Origin of the sequence: Lysobacter gummosus, from assembly GCF_001442805.1 — a bacterium.
GTDB classification, from domain to species: Bacteria; Pseudomonadota; Gammaproteobacteria; order Xanthomonadales; family Xanthomonadaceae; genus Lysobacter; species Lysobacter gummosus.
In genome coordinates this window covers 3,813,333-3,832,501 of record NZ_CP011131.1, presented here as the reverse complement: position 1 = coordinate 3,832,501, position 19,169 = coordinate 3,813,333, and the positions used below count along the sequence as shown (strand labels likewise).

Below are 19,169 nucleotides of genomic sequence, written 5' to 3'. Positions count from 1 at the left end.
GCGACTAAACTTTTCAAAAAAAGTGCCGAGAAGTCCATTGAGAGCCGCAAGAGCTGCGGCAACAACGGAACGGATAGGCACATGGTCGCGATCGTCACAGGGAATGGTCTGGGTCTGCAGTCGTCTTCGGCGCTGGGACTCGGCGGCAGGGGGCAGGTCGGCAGCGCGGGCTTCGGCAAGAGCGGCGAACAGGTGTTCGTCAACGCCGCGACCGGCAACCTGATCCTGCGCGACCGCGACCAATGGCTGCTCGGCCGCGGCGTGGACGCCGAGCTGTACCGGGCCTACAACAGCCAGGCGCAGCTGGTCGGCGAGGCCTGGCGCTCGGGCACCAGCAAGCAGGTCAACGGGCTGACCGGCACGGTCAATACGGCCGGCAGCACGGTCACGCGCACCGACTGGGACGGCAGCCGCACCACCTACGCCTGGGACACGGCGCGTTCGCTGTACGTGGCGACCTCCGGCGCCGGCACCCGCGACGCCCTGGCCTGGGACGGCGGCAACCAGCGCTGGACCTGGACCCAGGGCGGCAGCCAGTTGATCGAACGCTATGACGCCACGAAGAACGGCCGGCTGTTCGAAAGCGTCGATCGCGACGGCAACGCCGTGCAGTACAGCTACAACGCCGCCGGCTCGCTCAGCCAGGTGGCGACCGCCAACGGCGAGACGACGATCCTCGACTACGACGGCTCCAACCGTCTGAGCAAGGTCCGCACCGTCACCCAGAACGGCGCCGGCCCCCAGACCTCCACCGCGGTGCGCTACAGCTACGACGGCAGCGGCCGCCTGAGCACGGTGACCCTGGACCTGAGCCCGGACGACAACAGCGTCAGCGACGGCAAGGTCTTCACCAGCACCTACGCCTACGACGGCAGCAGCGCGCGCATCGCCTCGATCACCCAGTCCGACGGCGCCAAGGTCGCTTTCACCTATCAGCTGGTCGGCAGCGATTACCGCGTCGCCAGCATCGCCCAGACCAGCGACACCGGCGTGCTGCGCACGACCACGCTGAGCTACGACGTCGCCAACCGCCGCACCACGATCACCGATCCGCTGGGCCAGGACACGATCCTGAGCTACGACGACCAAGGCCGCTTGCTGCAGACCAGCAGCCCGGCGGTGGCCGGCGTGCGCCAGACCCAGGTGTTCACCTACAACGCCGACGGCCAGGTCGCGATCATCCGCGACGGTCTCAATAACGAGGTGAAGTACACCTACGATGCAGCCGGCAACCTGATCAAGCAGGAAGACGCGATCGGCACGATCGTCGAGCGCACCTTCGGCAGCGACAACCAGTTGCTCAGCGAAACCGTGTCCGGCCCGAACACGGTCACCGCGACGACGCGTTACGTCTACGACGCCGAGCAGCACCTGCGTTTCAAGATCAGCGCCGAAGGCCGCGTGACGGAGTATCGCTACAACGCCGAAGGCCAGATGACGGCGACGATCGGTTATGCGGACGAGCGTTATCTCGCGGCAGATCGCGGAGAATCAGCCCTGGCGAGCTGGGCGGCGGCGCAAGCCGCATTCGGCGAGCGCGTCGATTATGGCTACGATTTTCGTGGGAATTTGTTCCTGGAGACCCGTTATCTCGATCGCGGCGCCGACGGTATCGGCATCAATAACGGCGGCCTGATTTCGATCCGTTATGTCTACGATGCGCAGGGCCGTCTATTGCAACGCTATAAGGGGGAAGGCGCCGGAAGCGACGTCGAGCAGTTCACCTACGACGGCTTGGGCAGGACGCTGACCTCGACCGGCTTCAACGATGCGATAACAGTGACGCAGTACGACGATGCGCAGCGTCGTGTCGTGACGACATTCGCAAGCGGTCTGGTGCGCACCTCCAGCTACAACCATGCGGGTGAGCTGGTCGCATTGTCGGAATCGAGCAATGGGGTGGTTCTGTCGCAGGTGAGCTATCGCTACGACGCCGACGGCCGTTTGCGTATGACTGAAGACGCAATCGGCTCGCGTACGCACGTTCTGTACGACGAGGCTGGGCGGCGCGCGGGCGAGATCAGTGCCGATGGCGCGCTCACCGAATATCAGTACGACTTCAATAATCAGGTCATCAAAACCACACGCTACGCGAAAATTTCTTCCGCGCAGGCTACGTTGGTTAGTGCTGGCGGAAATCCGAAGCAGAAGATCACGATTAACGGCCAGACGGTAATGCTGACACTGGCTAACTCGGGAGTTAGACCGGCAGCAGATTCGACCGCGGACCGTTCGCAGTGGCGCTTCTACGACGCTACCGGACGTTTGTCCAAGACGGTCGATGCCGATGGGGCCTTGGTCGACTATGTCTATGATGCCGCGTCGCGACTCGTTTCGACCCTGGCCAGCTATAAGCGCGTGGACATGGCGGTATTCGCGGCCGACCCCAGCGCAGCGAACGCCGTGTCGCTGGGGTCGGCGTCAGATGCGGCCAAGAATCGCGAGACTCGATACCTTTACGACAGCGACGGTTTACTGCGCGGACGCTTGGATGCGGAAGGCTATCTGACTGAAACGTTTTACGATGGGGCGGGTCGCAAGATTCGGGAAGTGGCCTATGCGCGCCCGGCGATAGCCGGTAGCGACCTCGATCAGATTCGCCCCGGCCGTGACTTGGGCGATCGGACGCGTCATTACATTTATGATGCGCGCGGTCTCCTGGCCGCCGAAGTCGACGGTGAAGGCTACGTCACTCGCTATCAGTACGATCAGGCCGGCAACGTGTCATCGCGTCAGCGCGGCAGCAAGATCGCTCCTGTCGCCTTTCCACTGACTGCGTCGATGCCGTACCCCGGCAGTTTCACGGCCCGTGCCGAAGCAGGAACGGACGGGAGCTGGCCTCAGATCGAGGTGTGGGTGGATGGCGTTAAAGTACAAGCGTTCACGCTCAGCGCCAGTTCCAGCGTCCATAACTTCACGGCCCAAGTCGCATCAGGCGCGAATCATCGAATCGCGTTGGTCTATCCCGGTGCGAGCAGCGGGCGCCAGGTCTGGATCGAGCAAGCGAGTTTCGCCGGCGTCGCCTTCGACGCTGCCGGCGCGGTTTGGGATGCCGGTGGCGTGGCCGATTCGGGCGGCACCGCGCCGCGTCCGGCTTCCGGAACTCAGCAGCTGAACGAAGCGGGCGCCCTGCGCTGGGCCGTCAGCGCCACGACGCTGTTGACAGCGGTGAGCTACCTGCCAGGTGTGATCGAGACTACCGAATACCAGTACGACCTGGATGGGAGGTTGCTCAAGCAGACCGAGTATTCCTCTGCCGGAAACACGGTGTCGCAGTATCGCTATGACAGTCAAGGACGGCGGGTCGAACAAGATCGCGCGGGCCAGAGGTCTTTGTATCGTTACGACGCTCAGGGTCGGATGACGGGGCAGTTGTCCGGTGAAGGCGCCAAGGCGCTGGCTGCGCTTGAAGGCAACGCCACCGCTGCGCAGGTCGAGGCGGTTTGGCAGGATTGGGGTATGCGCTTCACCTATGACGCTGCCGGCCGCTTGGCATCGCGCGTGGATGCGTTGGATCGTACGACCTTGTTTTACTACGATTCGGTCGGCCGCCTCACTCACACCATCAATCCGATGGGAGAGGTGACCGAGCAGCGTTACAACATGTTCGGCGAGGTGATTGAATCCATCGTCTACGCCAAGCGCCTGACCTCATTGTCGCTTGGACAGATGTACGGCGGCCAGATGAGCGACTCGGCGTACGAGGCGATCGCTGCGCTCGACGACGCACAGGCCAGCCGAACCAGTCTTGGTTACGCCATCACCGGGCTGTTGAACCGGCGTGTCGACGCGCTAGGCGGCTATACCCAGTACGAGTATTCAAGTTTCCGCGAGGCCGAAAGCCTCTCGCAGTGGACCGACCGCGCCAACCGAGTGGCGGCCAATGAAGCAAAGACGTTGTGGGGCTACGATCGGATTGGGCGCCAGAACCGCCAGGTCGACGACAGTATCAATAACGGCCGTATCACCACTACGGCTTTCAATGCGTTCGGAGAAGCGAGCGCAGTCGATGTCTACGGTATTCGCCAGTTTCAGGGGTGGTACGATCATAACGGACGCTTGGTGTATCAGTTCGATGCGAATAACCTCTGGGCCTCAAGGGAGTACGATGCCTTCGGCAACGTGTTGAGCCAGACGGATCGTAGCGGAAACAAGGTCGAATACAGCTTCGCCGCGTTCAATCGCGAAGTCCGCACGACTACGGCTGAAGGTGTGGTGACCGTCGCCAAATACGATGCCTACGGGCATGTGATCGAACTGGCCGACGGTCGCGGCAATAAAACCATCTACGAGTACGACCAGGGCGGCCAGGTTGTCCGCGTGACAACGCCGACCGGGATCACGCGTTCGGTATACGATCAAGCCGGACAGGCTATTGAAACCTACGATGCCAATGGCGTTCGCACCACATACCAATACGATGCGGCGGGCAGGATGCTGGTGCGGCTGCAGGACCCGGACGGGCTGAAGATTCGTACGGCGTACGAGTACGACGCCAAGGGGCAATTGGTCCGCGCTACCGATCCGCTCGGGGTGGTGACCGAGACCCATTATGACCTGTCTGGTCAGAAGATCACGATCGTGGTGGACGCCGGCGAAGGGCGCCTCAACCTCACTACGACCTTCGATTACGACGCTTTGGGGCGAGCCTTAAGAGTGACCGAGGGCGCCGGCACTGCTTCGGCCAGAATCACGCTCAATACCTATGACAAGCAAGGGCAATTGCTGAGCAGTACCATCGACCCGGACGGTCTGGCGCTGAAGACTCAGTTCGCGTACTTGCGCGGAAATCTTTCCTCCAAGATCGATGCCAACGGCAATGTTGTTCGCTATGTCTATGACGAGAACAATCGTCTTACTCATACCGTCGATGCGACCGGAGCTGTCACGGTTCGCAGCTACGACGCGGATGGCCGCCTCGTCGAATTGCGTTCGTTCGCCCTGCGTATCGATCCGAACTCGCTCGGGTCGAGCCCGACTGCGGAAGATATAAACGAAAAGTTTCAGCTCGATCCGAGCGGACAGAGGGTTCGCTACGCATACGATCAAGACGGTCGCTTGCGGTACGCGGTGGATTCGCTCGGATATGTCGCCGAGTCGATTTACGACAAGTCAGGCAACATCGTAAAGAAAGTGGCTTATCAGGCGGCTGTCGAGGTAGGCGGCTCGCTATCGGTTGCGGTGGTCGCCGCCGCGCTCGCTGCGCAGGGGGCGGCATCGCACTATGACGACCGGATTTCAAGGGCTGTGTACGACGCTGTTGGTCGCGCGATATTCACGATCGACAGCTATGGAAATGTTGTCCGGAACCGTTACGATGCCAACGGCAACCTGCTGTCGCAGGCTAAGTTCCAGGGCATGTATATGCAAGCCGCGCCGGCCGACCAGGCCGCGCTGGAAGCATGGGCTTCGTCGTTCGACACGTCCGCGATCTCTGAGCAGCGCTGGGTCTACGATGCTGCCGGGCGCGCCATCTGGAATGTGGATGCCGGCGGCCAGGTAACTCGCACTTACTACGACGCCGCGGGTCAGCGCCGCAAGCAAGTGCGGTACGGGCAACTGGCTGCTGGAACGGCGCGGCCGTCCACGTACAGCCTCGACGGCATGGCCGCGTGGCAAGCCCAATACGGCCAAGGCGACGCGCGCGCGACACAGCCCACCACGCTTTGGTTCTATGACGCCGCGGGACGCGTCGCATTCAGCTATGACGCGGAAGGCTATTTCTCACAGACGCAATACGACGGCATCGGAAATGTCGTGTCCAGTACGCGCTACGAGCGACAGTGGGGCGCGTCCGGCGGCGATCGCGAGATCCTGCTGAGCGACAGCGGCGTCGATTTGTCGGCGCTCCTGGTAGGCTCCGGCAAGCAGACGACCCAATATCTTTACGATAAAGCCGGGCGCGTTTCTGATCGCATCGATGCCGCCGGTGGCCGAGTCCATTACCAACGTGACGCATTGGGCCAGGTCGTCGCTGAGTTCGCGGCTTGGGGTACCAGCCAGCAAACTATCATCGAGCGTCGTTACGATGGTGCCGGTCGCCTGATCGAGGAAACCCGAGGTGCGCGCAGTTTGGCCTCGGCGACCGGCCGCTACGTCTACGACGCGTTTGGCCGGATGGTCGCGAGTATCGACCCTCGCGGCGTGGAGCTGGCCGAGTCGGATTCACAGTGGGCCAAGGAACAGCGTAAAGCGCTGGGCTACGTAAGCAACAACGTGGCCTTGCCGGCGAGCAGCCTGAGCGCGGCGCAGAAGGCCGAACTGCTGGCGCGTTATACCAGCCGCTCCACCTACGACCTCAACGGCCGCCTGCTCAAGTCCATCGATCCGCTAGGCGCTACCGTAAGCCGGACCTACAACGCCTTCGACGATGTCGCAAGCGTGACCGATGCGATGGGCCGGGTCGGCTATTTCTACTACGACATGCGTGGCTTGATCACGGATCATGTCGATCCCGAAGGTTATCTGACCCGCACAGAACGCGACTCATTCGGAAATCCTACGAATGTCACACGCTTCGGTCTGCGTGTGGATCCGCAGCGCGATCTGACCCGGCCGCCGTTGCTGCCTGCCGGCAGCATCGAGGCCACCACCGAGATGCGCTACGACCTGCTCGGTCGTCTGGTCAAGACCATCGATGCGGAATCCGGCGAGGAATCCTTCACTTATGACGCATTTGGAAATCGCGTCACTTACCTCAATAAGCTGGGCGGCCTGACCCGCTACGATTACGACAAGCTCGGACGAGTGCGGCAGGAAACCTTGCCGATCAAGACCGTGAATCGCACCACCGGCATCGAAACTGAGGTGATTAACCGTTACGAGTACGACGCGCACGGCAACCGTGTACGCAGCATCGAATCGGCGGATGGCAAGGAAGCACGGGATGTCCGCTTCGGCTATGACGCGTTGAATCGCAAAATCTCCAGTTCGAGCATCGTCGCCTCCGGCAGCGGCGACGTCACCGTGAATGAGGCTTTTGTTTACGATGCACACGGCAATCTGGTTCAGAGCACCGACGCCAATAACCGCCGTACCCTCTACTATTACAACGAATCCAGCCGCTTGTCGGCTCAGGTCGATCCGACGGGGCTGTTGACCGAGTATGTGTACGACGCGGTCGGGAATCTCATCCGTTCGAGCGCTTATGTGCAGCCGGTAGCGATTCCGGCCGGACCTGCCGATCCAAAGCCTGCCGGCAGCGGCGAGGCGCGCATCACCGCCTATGGCTACGATGCCGTCAACCGTCGCGTTTCCTCGGCGATGAAGAACATTCGGGTGTGGGGCAAGGACGAAAAAGGCGACGACGCGATCCTCGAACCGCGCGATGTCGCCGAAAGCTGGATTTACGACCTCGGCGGCCGGCTGCTGCGTCATACCGACGCCAACGGAGGGATTACCCGCAGCTACTACGATGCACTGGGCCGCAAGCGTCTGAGTGTCGACGCGGAAGGATACGGAATATCCTACGTCTACGACGCGGAAGGTCACGTCGTACGTGAAATGCGTTACGCGCAGCGCTATAGCGGCAACTTCCCCGAGGCGCCGGATGGGGCTGCGTCCGGGTTCAATCTGGATGCGCTGCTCGCCGGCTGGCCGCAAGACGGCAAGGACCGCATCACCGAGTACACCTATGACCTGATGGGGCGGCGCTTGACCGAGTCGCGGCTCAACGTGGCGTATGGCGTGGTGAACGGGTCCGGTCAACTGACGCAGGCTGTCGGCAACGCGATCACGAGCTACGGCTATGACGCCGCCGGCAATCTTCTGCGCCGCACCGATGCCAACGGCAACGTGTTCGGTTGGGAATACGATCTTAGCGGACGAAACACCGCGGCGATTCTGCCGTCAATGGTCGATTACGCCGGTCGCGCGGTGTCCGCGCGTACCGAATACCGCTATAACGGTCTCAACCAAGTGGTTAGTGAGACGCGCCGGGGCGTAGTCGCGGGCGAGAATCAGGCCGACAGCTACGACTACGGAAGCGGCGGACGTTTGCTGTCCAAGACCAATGCGCTGAACTACACCGTCCGCTTCGGCTATGACGCGGTCGGCAACATGACGTCGATGAGCTACGTGCGCACCGACTCGGCCGGCGTGCAACGTACCGAAACCTTGCAGACCAGCTTCGATTCGGGCAATCGCGAGATTCACCGGGTCACTGTCGGCAGCGACGGCAGTCGTAGCGTGGAGCGCCGAACCGCTTACAACCTCTTTGGCGATGTCGTGGGACGAGGCACCGGCGTTGGTAGCATCTTGCAGGAGTTCGCCGAGTACGACCTGGCCGGGCGCATGATTCGTAGCAACATGGAAGGCGGCGCGGTCAAGCTTCACGCGTACGACGGCAACGGCAACGCCGTGGTCAAGATGGAGTCGCAGACCATCGATCTGAAGGATGTTGCCTACCAAACCGTACCCGGATTGTCGGGCGTATTCACCACGATCACGCTGTACGACAAACGCAATCAGGTCGTTGACGTCATCCAGCCTACGATGACTTCGGATCCGGATCGTTGGAATTTCAGCCCCACGCCGGCCAGTCCAACCCGTACCGGCCAGATCTCCGTCGGCGTCGGCGGTCCAGTCGGGGGGCCGCCGACTGTGCCGCAGCTCAATGCGGCGACCCACGGCGGCTTGTCCATCAATGGTGACGGCGGTGCGATGGCGCCGATCTCGAACTCCGCCGGCTTCGAAAAAAGTGGCGCCCATGGCTCGGTACCGGACACGGTGACCTTCACGCTCAATCTGCCCGATTACACAGCGCAGTTCGGGCCTCAATACCAGATCCGGGTTGTAGTCAGCGGTGAAGAGTCTTACTGGGTAGGGGGCAGTCCGCAAATTCCTGGTGAAGGCGGCAGTGCCGGTGGCGCGCTTGATGGCCAGTTCGTAGGCACGCAGGCCGATCGGCGCGCGACGATTCGTATGCCCTCTTCCTACCACGAAGGCGGGTTCCTGCCGTCCGATGGCGAGATCAACGGCAGGGCCAACTTCTCGGTCACGGTGTTCGTGATTTCCCGGTCGATGGGCGGCGGGCGTGAGTACCAGATCGCGCAAGGCACCGGTAAGGCTGATGCCCGGGGCAGCGCTTATAGCGCGGAGTTCTACTTCAAACAGCCGGTCGAAACCTTCGTCGTGCTCAATCCGGTTGCGCCGTCGGTGTTCTCGATCGGTACCATCCGCATGCCCAACGACGCGTTCGCCGAAGACAATACGCCGCGTCTGTACTACCGGACCTGGAACTCCAACGGTACCTTTCAGGAACTGTCGATCAGCCGCAGCGCTGCGCAAGGTGTGGCCACGGCCGATATCTCCGGCTTACCGGCAGGGGACTACGAGGTGCTGTATGTCTCGGTAAAGAACGACGGCACGCTGATGCGCCGCGAGCGTTACTGGATGCGAGCCGGGGCAGGCGCGGCGATAAACATCGAGGCAAATCAGTTCTCGCCGGCGTACTTCGTCAACGGCGTAGGCACGTTCATCTGGAGCGGGAATTCACTGCACGTCTTGGATCTGCGCGCGGTAAATGGGGTCAAGGCTGTCTGGTCCGCGGTCGAATACCGACGCAAGGGAACGCAGGACGCATGGGCGATCGATTACATTCCCTATCTCATCCCGACCAACAGCTTCGTCTGGACTCCTGCCGGCCTCAGTGGCGATTACGAAGTCCGCGTACATGCCTCGTATCCCGGCGGCGGCGGCCATTCGGTGGGTGAGATGACCATCGGCGCCGCGCCTCGCACGCAGGTGGGTTATGAGCACGATTCGAACGTGCTGCGTTTCGGCAACTTGCCGCTGGGCGCGACCACCGCGAGCTTCTCGCTCAAGCGCCCCAACGGAAGCATCGCGCTCACTGTCAACGACCTGCCGATCAACAACGGCTTGCTGGTGTGGGATATCCCGCAATGGTTGCTGGACGAGGCTGGAACCTCGTTCACCGAATACACCCTGGACGCCACCCTAAGCAGCGCCGGCCGGACCATCCCCGCGGTCACCTACGGCGCCAGTGGCAAGGTGCAGATCGGCCCGATGCGCCAGCTCAACCACACCATCGCTGTCGCCGCCGACTTGTACACCCTCAGCCTGAGCCCGCCGCCGCCGGCCACCGGCGAGTACGCGGTGTTGCATTACCGTCCGGAAGGCGATCTCAATCAATCCTTCCAAAACCTCATCGTGCGCCGGGCTGCCGACGGAAAGTTCCATTGGGACGCGGTCGGGTTGGATAAGAGCAAGATCTTCGAGTACTACTACGACGTCTACGCCACCCTCGATCAGGCACAGAATCCCGGCGGCGCAGTAAGCCAGGGGCGCTACAACGGGTACTTCCTGCCGGTGGCGAATGGCTCCTCGGCGGAGGTGCGCTGGGTCTACAAAGACCTGCAAGAGAGATCGGATAAAATTATCCGGAGCCAGAGCTGGAACGCATTCGGCGAGATCGCCACCGAGACGGTCAGCGTCGATAACACAGGCAACCCGAACGTCAAGAGCCTTGAATACAACACGCTCGGCAAGTTGACGCGGGTGCGCGACCCGAGCGTCAAGGTCATGTACGCCAATGGCTACGACAAGGAGCGCGCGCAGCCGGAACAGGTCTATTACTACGATCTGGCCGGCAGCGTGGTCGGTTATCGCGACGCCAACAATAATCTGACTACTCAAGCCTGGAATTACGGCACCGCCAAGCCCAGTCTGATTGCGGAGTGGCACCCCGATGGCGGCGTCAAGCGCTTTGAGTACGACGTGCTCGGTAATCAGCGGGTAGCCATCGACGAGTTGGGCTACCGCACCGATTACAGTTACGACGCGGGCAACCGCCTGAGCCGGATCGATCGCCCGGCACGCACCGACGGTCAACGCGGCTGGGATACCTACGCCTACGACGAACAAGACCGCCGCATCCGCCACACCAACATCCTCGGTACCGACACTGCCGATTACAGCATCGAAGGCGAAGTCAGTCAGACCGTCAGCGCCGAAGGCCGCATCACGCGCTACACGGCCACCTGGGATGCGTTGGGCGACGGCGGCAACGGCGTGTGGGAGCGCGTCACCATCATCTCGACCGAGGCAGCCAACGACAAGCGTTCGACCGACATCGTCAACGCCTACGGCCAAAAACTGCGGCACCAGGATTTCGGCGATCACCGTTTCGTCTACCGCTATAACAAGGCCGGTCTGCTCGCCAGCACTAATATCGAAGGCGCCGCCGACAACCAGGCCACGGTGTATGAGTACTACAACAACGGCTTGATCAAGACGCTCAACGATCAACGCAGCGGCATCGTCGCGCGCTACGAATACGACCGTAACGGCAATCGCACGTTCGAAGGTCTGACCGGTAGCAGCGGCGCGTGGGTGTTCCAGCAGTCGACCGCCCAGTACGACGAGTTGAACCGTCTGATTCGCGTCCAGGACCCGCGCTACGTCATCGATTACTCGTATGACGCGCAGGGAAATCGGATTCGGATGAAGTCCTCCTACGTCGATCCCATCACCCTCACGCTGGATGAGAGCAAAGGCCAGACCTATTGGTATCGCTACGACAGCATGAACCGCTTCACGGTGACGATGGGCGCGCTGCGTGGCGGCGAGGCAGCCAACAAGGACGACACCTCGGTTTCGGTCTGGGAAGGCCCGTTGGGCGGCGACGGCGTCACCATCGGCTATAACGCCGCCGGCCAGCGCGGCCTGGCCACTTACGCCAGCGATGGTCACACCGAAACCTATCGTTACGACGCGATGGGTTACCTCACCGACACGATCGTCAACAACATCGCCCGCGCCAGCCGCGTCAACGATCTGGCCGGCCGGGTGATCGACTACTACGAACGCGACAGCAGCGGCGCGGTACGCAGCCACATCACCCACACCTGGGATCGCGACAGCCTGCTCAAGCAAGATCACGATAACCTGAATAACAAGGGCACCAAAACCTATCGCCTGGCCGACGGCACAGTGAGTTACACCGAGACCTACGGCGAGGCGACCGTGGTCAAGAGCCAATACAGCTACCAGTGGTTCGACAGCGCCAAGCAGACGAAGATCGATATCCAGGCCAGCAACCCCGATAGCCCGAATTGGCAGCCGGGCTTCACACGTTTCGTCTACGACGAGATGGGACGGATCAAGACGGCGGTGGACGACAAGGGTCATCGCGCATTCGTCTATCAAGTGGATGGCGAGGGGCGGATCCTTCAGCGCGATGAGTGGATCGGTGGTTACGTCGATGGTGCTGGCGTCCCCCACGACTCGGCCCAGAATCGTAATCACAGCTACTTCCTGTTCGACGATCGCCAGGTAGGCAATGTCGGCAACGACGGCATCGACCGCATCGACTACGTCAAGGAACTGGCGCAGAACCAGGCGCCCACGGGCGCTCGCAACGACGACCGGCACAAGCGCTTCACGCCCGTGTCGGGTGTGGACTTCGATCAGAACTACCAGCCGATCAACAGCCTGTACCCGACCGCGGCACCGGGCAGCTACATCGTCAAAGCCGGCGACACCCTGCAAAGCATCGCCACCGCGCTGTGGGGCGACGGTGCGATGTGGTACCTGTTGGCCGACGCCAACGGCTTGGCGCCGAACCAACCCTTGATCGCCAACACCGTGCTGACGGTGCCGAACAAGGTCACCAACATCCACAACAACGCGAGTACGTTCAAGCCGTACGACGCGGGTGCGGCGATGGGCAATACCAGCCCGACGGTGCCGGAACCGCCGCCGCCGCCGGCGGCCAAGAAGGGATGTGGTGGGTTTGTGCAGATACTTGCGCTCGTCGTCGCGATCGTGGTGACGATCTATACCGCGGGCGCGGCATCCGGGCTCTTGGGATGGGGGGGCGCCGCCGCCGGTGCGGCGGGTGGTGCGGTAGGTGCGATCGCAAGTCAGGCGGTGTTGATCGCGGGTGGTGAGCAAGAAGGATTCGACTGGAAGGGTGTGGCGCTGGGCGCCATCGGCGGCGCGGTGGGCGGCGCGCTTTCGAGTGTGAATTTCGGTGTGACCAGCTCGTGGGGGCAAGCGGCGATACGCAGCGCGGTGGGCAATATCGCCACGCAGGGAGCGGCGAAGGTACTGGGGGTTCAGGACGAATTCGATTGGAAGAGCGTTGCGATCTCCGCGGTGAGTGCGGGGGTTGGTAGTTTCGCCGGCGATAATATTGCCGATTACGGTGCCAAGCGAGGCTGGAGCGGCAATACCATAACGAACGTATCGCGATTTGGTCAGGACGCGGCGACCGGAGTGGTGAGCGCAGCGGCGCGAGGTAATTTGTCCAGCCAGGTGCTCTTGAGTGTCGGTTTGGATGCGTTGGCCAGCACCCTTGGCAGTTCGATCGCCGATAAGCAAGCATCGGATACACAGCAGCGGCTGGATGCGGCACTTGCACGCACAAGCCGTGAAGTGGGTATGCAAAATGACTTGAACCTCCAAGCCGATCTGGCGTTGGATCAGTCCAACCGAGAGGCCGAACTTGACCTGCAACTGTCGGGCCAGTTGGCAATTCGAGAGGGTCTGATCGGCGCGCAGATCGATGGCGATATGGCATTGGATCGGTCGTTTGATCGCAGTGTGGCGCGCACTGAAGCGAGAATGCGTGCCGAAGCATCGATGGCAAGACAAGCGGCATTGCATCAGGCTTCAGCTGCCCCCACCCACGGCTGGCTCAATGCTTATGGTGCTGCCGCGCCACAAGCCGCTGGGCCCTTCCGCATGCTAGGTGTGAAGGATCGTGCGCGGGTTGCCATGCCTCCTGGGTTTTCCAGACAGGCCAACTTGCCTACGATTCGTCAAGGCCTCAATAAATTGCCTATGCCTGTCGGTGTAGGGATCGGTATGGTCGTGGGTGTGGGCAGAGAAGTCGGCAACATGGTCGTTGGGCTGGGCGAGCTAGGAATGACTCTGGCCGGTACGACCGCGTACCTATCCACCGGCGGGTATGTTGGCGCAGATCAGTTCGACGCGTGGGCCGGTATGGTCGGCGGAGTCAAGGATCTTGCGTGGAACACCCTGGGTCACAAGGCGTATATGGAGACAGGGGGCTGGGTCGGTGAGGACCAGCACAAAGCCTGGCTTCGTTATCCCGAGATGGCCGATACTGCGTTGTCGGCCTGGACCGCAGAGACGGTCGGACTCTATGACCAGCAAGACTACATTGGTTATGGGATGAATGCGGGTGGGGCGGCTACGCTGATCGGTACTGCCGTGGATGGGGCGTTTGCGCTCAAAGGTTTTGGGGTTTCTACTAAACTGGGGAGCACCTCTGAGTTCGCGGCTGTTGCAGACACCGTGCCAAATCGCATGGCCGAGTTGCAGGCCAAGTATGGGCACCTGAGTGCACCTGAGCGTCGTGCGTTGTTGGACGCGAAGGTCGAAGCTAATGCAGAGCGTTGGGTTGATAATCTGCAAGATCGAGTAAATCATCAGTTCGCGAAGCAAGGTCGATCAGAAGAGATGATGGCGCACTTCACCGATAAGCATGCGCCTGATATTCCCCTGAACGAACTTTCGTTGCGATCGACGGATGCCCGGCACCCTAGAACCTGGGAGCCTCTACCAAGGAATCAACCCAGCTCTCAGTTTGGAGACTGGCGGACGATGATGAATGCCTTGAACGAAGCAACCACACGTCAATCGAGAGGCCTAGGTCTTTACACCAACACAGCAAGGGCCGAAGTGGCTGGATACTCCAATAACTTGGTTGGTTGGGGATTCAGGCCAAGAACCGGTAATGCCCTCCACAGCTACAATTCGTGGCTAGTGCGTTTCGATGAGCCCACAGGTCTTCCCTTCACCGCTTATCCAGGTCCATAACGCGTGAGTATGAAAAGCCACGATCTGAAATATCCAAGCGTCGTAGTTGACATGTTGCTCGGATTCGTAAATGGGCTGAATGAGTACGATCGAGAGCGAGGCTTGAAAGATACTTATGGAATGTATGACCCATCCAAGAGAAAAGATTGGCAAAAGCTTTTTTTTGAGGATGGCTTTGTCCGTTACGGTTTTCGCTTTGGGCCAAACGGGCCAATTGACTTCGATACAGTCATTGTCAGTGTGAATGTTTTACTGGAGTCATTGCGGGATCCTGGCTTTGACTGGGATTGGCTTATCACTGAGAACGATGGCTACTTCGAGATGCCGTCGTTCTGGACCATCATTAACGCGCGTTTGATTTTTGAGGAAGCATATCGCGCGGTATATCTGCATTGGCAGGCCGCCATTTGCAATCGAGGGCTATCGCTGCCTGATCCCGAACTGTTGGGCATTCCGCAGTTGGAGACGATTTAATGGCCTTTCCCGTGCATTTGCCACCACGCTCACATCAACGTCGTCCGGAAGAGTTTCGCTACTTGCTGATGTTGCTCGATGCTCTGTTGGAAAATCCCAGTGGGGTTTATCGAATCGAGGCCACTGCAGGCATGGTGATTTCGAACAATGCGCGGTTGCGCGAGCTTCTTACCATGCTCACCCGTGCCAAGCGCTTGGATGCACTCTTTGATGAACTGGCCGATGCGCTCTTTCCAGGCACTGAGAAAGGTCAGCTTGGAATCTTGGCGTTCACAATAGGCGGTGCCAGGTATGCATTTCGTTTTACGGAAGAATATGGGCCTCCAAACTTTCGTTGGAGAATTGAGCCGATAACTTTTTCTGTGGAGTAAACATAGGCGTCTTCATCGTCTAGGAAACAAGAGTCGCAGACGGGGCTGCACCGTCTGCGTTGATTCGATATTTGGGAGATTGTACCGTCCGTTGGGCGAAACAGGCGTTTGATCTGCGTAACGCCAATCGTGCCAATGCGCGCGAACTCATGTCTGATCGAGTGAGTGCGGATAGGCTGATACGAGAAGAGCCAAATATGACTTGGGACCATATGATTCAGCTCAAGCAAAGTCGAGGATTGTCCGGCGACGATATTTATCAAAGCATCTTGCAAACCTCGCAGAAGACGCGCGCCGATGTCAATCGCCGATTTGGTCTGGAGTAACTGAAATGAATGCCCCTCTCGTAACTAAATGCAAGAACAAAAATGGCGAGACCGAATATCATCTCGAGTTCGATTCGGCATGGGATGGATTTGACTCTTTTGTTCAATATCTTCAGAGGCATTGGAGCGCTGAAGTTTCGGAGTTCCGTGACGATGTCTACTCAAGAAGATGGGTGTTGCGCGTTGATGGTGTGCCCGTCAGCGTTTATCACGATAGTCAGATAGGGAACTACTTCTTGAGGGAGGATGGCGTTTCTGATCAACGCCAACTGGAGCAAATAGAAGAAGATTTGGTGCGCCGGATGAGTTGATGTTGCAAGCAACGCGGAGCCTGCAGTCAGCATTTTCGGGCTCCGAGGTGCCTGCTCTACAGCTGACCTGCTGGCAGCAGAAGCGCCACATCCCCATGTAGTAACTGGGCACGCGGGCTATTCGTTCGATGGCGGACGAACCATCTATGGCTTTGGACCGATTCTGACCTCGTAACTGTTGCAAATCTCGATCGTGTTTTGACTGCAAGTGAGATCGATGGCCTAGGCGCTACCAGCCCGACGGTGCCGGAACCGCCGCCGGCGGCCAAGAAGGGATGTGGCGGATTTGTCCGCATCCTCGCCTTGGTCGTAGCCGTAGCCGTAGCCGTAGCCGTAGTCGTAGTCGTGGCCGCGGTCGTGACTTACTACGCCGGCCCGGCACTCGGTAGCAAGGTGTTCGGCGCAATGATTGGCGCTGCGGCAGGTTCGGTAGCCAGCCAGGGGGTTTTGATCGTAGGCGGCGAACAGAGCGGGTTCGATTGGAAGGGCGTAGCGCTGGCTGCAGCCGGTGGCGCGATAACCGCCGGCCTGGCTTCGCCTGCGGTCAGTCAGGGCTTGAGCGAGGTGGGCATCACCAGTGCCTGGGGGCAGGCCGCCGTCAGGGCGGCGGTCGGCAACGTGGCCACGCAGGGTCTCGGGAATGCGCTCGGAGTGCAGGAGGGGTTCGACTGGAAGAGCGTGGCGATCTCCGCGGTGAGCGCCGGTGCGGGTAGCTACGCCGGCGATAAGATCGCTGACTTCGGCGCCGCTCGGAGCTGGAGCGCCGACACCATCAGGAACGTAACGGTGTTTGGTGCGACCGCGGCCTCCGGAAGCATCAGCGCGGCGATGCGCGGCAATTTGTCAAGTCAGGTTCTTCTGAATGTTGGATTGGATGCATTGGCTAGCACGATGGGTTATGCAATCACCGACGCCGCGGCAGCCAAAACAGCCGAGAAAAACGCCAGCGTGGGGAGTGTGGAACGGCAGGCGATTCCGCTTGAAACCCGTGATGTTGTTGTCGATGACATAGCGATGGACATCGGCGGGGCTGTCATGACTTCGGGCTTGGCGGTGGGCCGTTCAGTGCGTTCGATGGCGTCGCCGGCGAGCGCGTCGCTTGTGGAAGCGGCCGTTGGGTTGAGCGATCACATCAACAGCCCTTCGGAGGAGCGCTATGTCGATGAGGTCGTCAGGCGAGCGCATGAAGCGGGCCTTGAACCACCCGATACGCGGTCTTATCCGATGGTTAGGGCTTATGCCGAAAACGGCTATGTGAATCCTGGCGGCCGCGGCAGGGTCGCGGCGTATGGCGATCCTGTTGGGATGGCCAGCAATCGAGACGTCGATCGACTGGTCAGAGACGGTCAGGGGTGGGGCGTTTTAGCCAACGCGGCTATTGAGGGTTCTGCGTTACGTCTTGGAGGAATTTCCGAGTACCGGGCCCCGAGCCCTGTCACTTGGATGGGAACTGGCTCGGCCGCCGCATGGCGCGACATGAAGACGGCGCAGTCCAACTATCACTTGGGACCGGTAGCGGCACCGATTGGCTATCTGGGCGGCGCGGCCAAGTCCCTCTTCGAGATGGGCGAGTTCGTGTTCGGTGCCGGAAAGACGCTCGCGGGAACCATGGCTTATGTATCGAGCTTTGGCGCGATGGGGGGTGAAGATTTTGCCGCCAGTGCCCGAGTTGTTCGCAACATCGGCGGTCTGGCGGGGAACCTCCTGGGAGGTGCGGCTTATCTCCAGTCAGGTGGGCAGGTCGGCGAGCAACAATATGCAGCGTCCCTGGTTTATGCGGGCGCGGCAAGGCAGGGCGCTGAGGGATTCTGGGATGCTAGCCACGGCGCCTGGGGCCGGGGCGAATACATGCAGTCGGGTGCTTCGGTCGGCGTCCTGTTCGGACTACCGATTCCCTTGGATGAGGGAGTTCAGCTTGCGCGGGCGGTGAATGCGCTGGAAGATGTGGTTGATGCTGCGCGTGTGGCGGAGTCTGTTGCGAACACCCAACGAGTCGCATCAGCGGCAGCGCCCGGCGCAAGGGTCTCGATTGGCGGAGTCGAAGCCACCGAAATTGCTGGACGCCTGACGCCTACTCAGATGGCTGGGTTGCAAAGAGAGGCTGGCACGGAGTTTGCGCAGATATACTTGACTGGTCCGGGCCGCAATGGTGGCGGCGGAAGCTACTATTTGATCCAGGGAGCGGAGGGCGGAGTAAACATTCCCATTGGCCCAAATGTTCGTTGGATCAATCACACACACCCAGAATACTTGAATGGAAGCCTGGTCCCCTTGAGGGCTAGCGGTCCAGATCGTAATGTACTTCGATTGTTGCAGGAGTCGGGTTCTCCACAGTTGAGGACGCAAGTTGTTCCGCAAGAAGCTCAGCCGTTCTATTTTTGGAGGAAGAATCAGTGATCCCCGATATTGATAAATATTCTTACCTCTGGGACGGCTCCCAAGGAGGGTGGGTCTTGTTAGTTGCGCCAGACCTGCAGGGTGGGTTTTGTATTTTCAACGAGCTGACGAGCAAACTCTTTCATATGGATGACGAGCAATTGAACGTTCGGCTATGCGAACGAATGAAGACCGCCGGTTGCAAAGTTATCGATAGCCTTCCGAGGAAGGTGCCGCCAATTGAGGCCAAGCCTATTTCGTAGCTGCAAACAAGCCGCTCGTCTATTTGGATATCGATGCCAGAGAACTTAAGGACACCCATCCCCCAGCCTGATAACACCAGCCGGACTTCCATAAAGCTCGCAAACAACAAGTATCTGCAGCCCGGTGCTCGCCGGGCCGGTTCTTAGAGGCAGAGGTTTTGTGCGCCCATGAGGCAGCTCTGATGCCTTCGGTCAAAGTAACGGCCGGATACTTCAGGAGAGCTTTGCCGCAACGCCGAC

Annotated in this window: 5 protein-coding genes; all 5 read left to right on the top strand. The window is 60.3% G+C overall.

Annotated elements, in window-relative coordinates:
• Positions 1-81: 81 nt before the first annotated feature.
• The 5 genes from LG3211_RS15620 (at position 82) to LG3211_RS15610 (ending at position 18,687) form a co-directional block, all read left to right on the top strand.
• Positions 82-14,808 carry a LysM peptidoglycan-binding domain-containing protein gene (locus LG3211_RS15620; protein ID WP_057943641.1) on the top strand — a complete coding sequence of 4,909 codons (14,727 nt, stop codon included), beginning with the start codon at positions 82-84 and terminating at the stop codon, positions 14,806-14,808.
• Positions 14,809-14,817: 9 nt separating this feature from the next.
• A complete protein-coding gene (locus LG3211_RS15615; protein WP_148648939.1) occupies positions 14,818-15,282 on the top strand; it encodes a hypothetical protein in 465 nt (154 codons plus the stop codon).
• A complete protein-coding gene (locus LG3211_RS25800; protein ID WP_148648938.1) occupies positions 15,282-15,653 on the top strand; it encodes a hypothetical protein in 372 nt (123 codons plus the stop codon). Before LG3211_RS15615 ends, LG3211_RS25800 begins: the two co-directional genes overlap by 1 nt.
• A gap of 331 nt (positions 15,654-15,984) precedes the next feature.
• Positions 15,985-16,290: a hypothetical protein gene (locus tag LG3211_RS25795; protein ID WP_148648937.1), complete on the top strand. Its 306-nt coding sequence runs from the start codon at positions 15,985-15,987 to the stop codon at positions 16,288-16,290.
• 345 nt (positions 16,291-16,635) lie between these two features.
• Positions 16,636-18,687 (top strand): hypothetical protein, encoded by a 2,052-nt coding sequence (locus tag LG3211_RS15610; RefSeq protein WP_148648936.1) that lies wholly within the window; start codon positions 16,636-16,638, stop codon positions 18,685-18,687.
• The last annotated feature ends 482 nt before the right edge of the window (positions 18,688-19,169 follow it).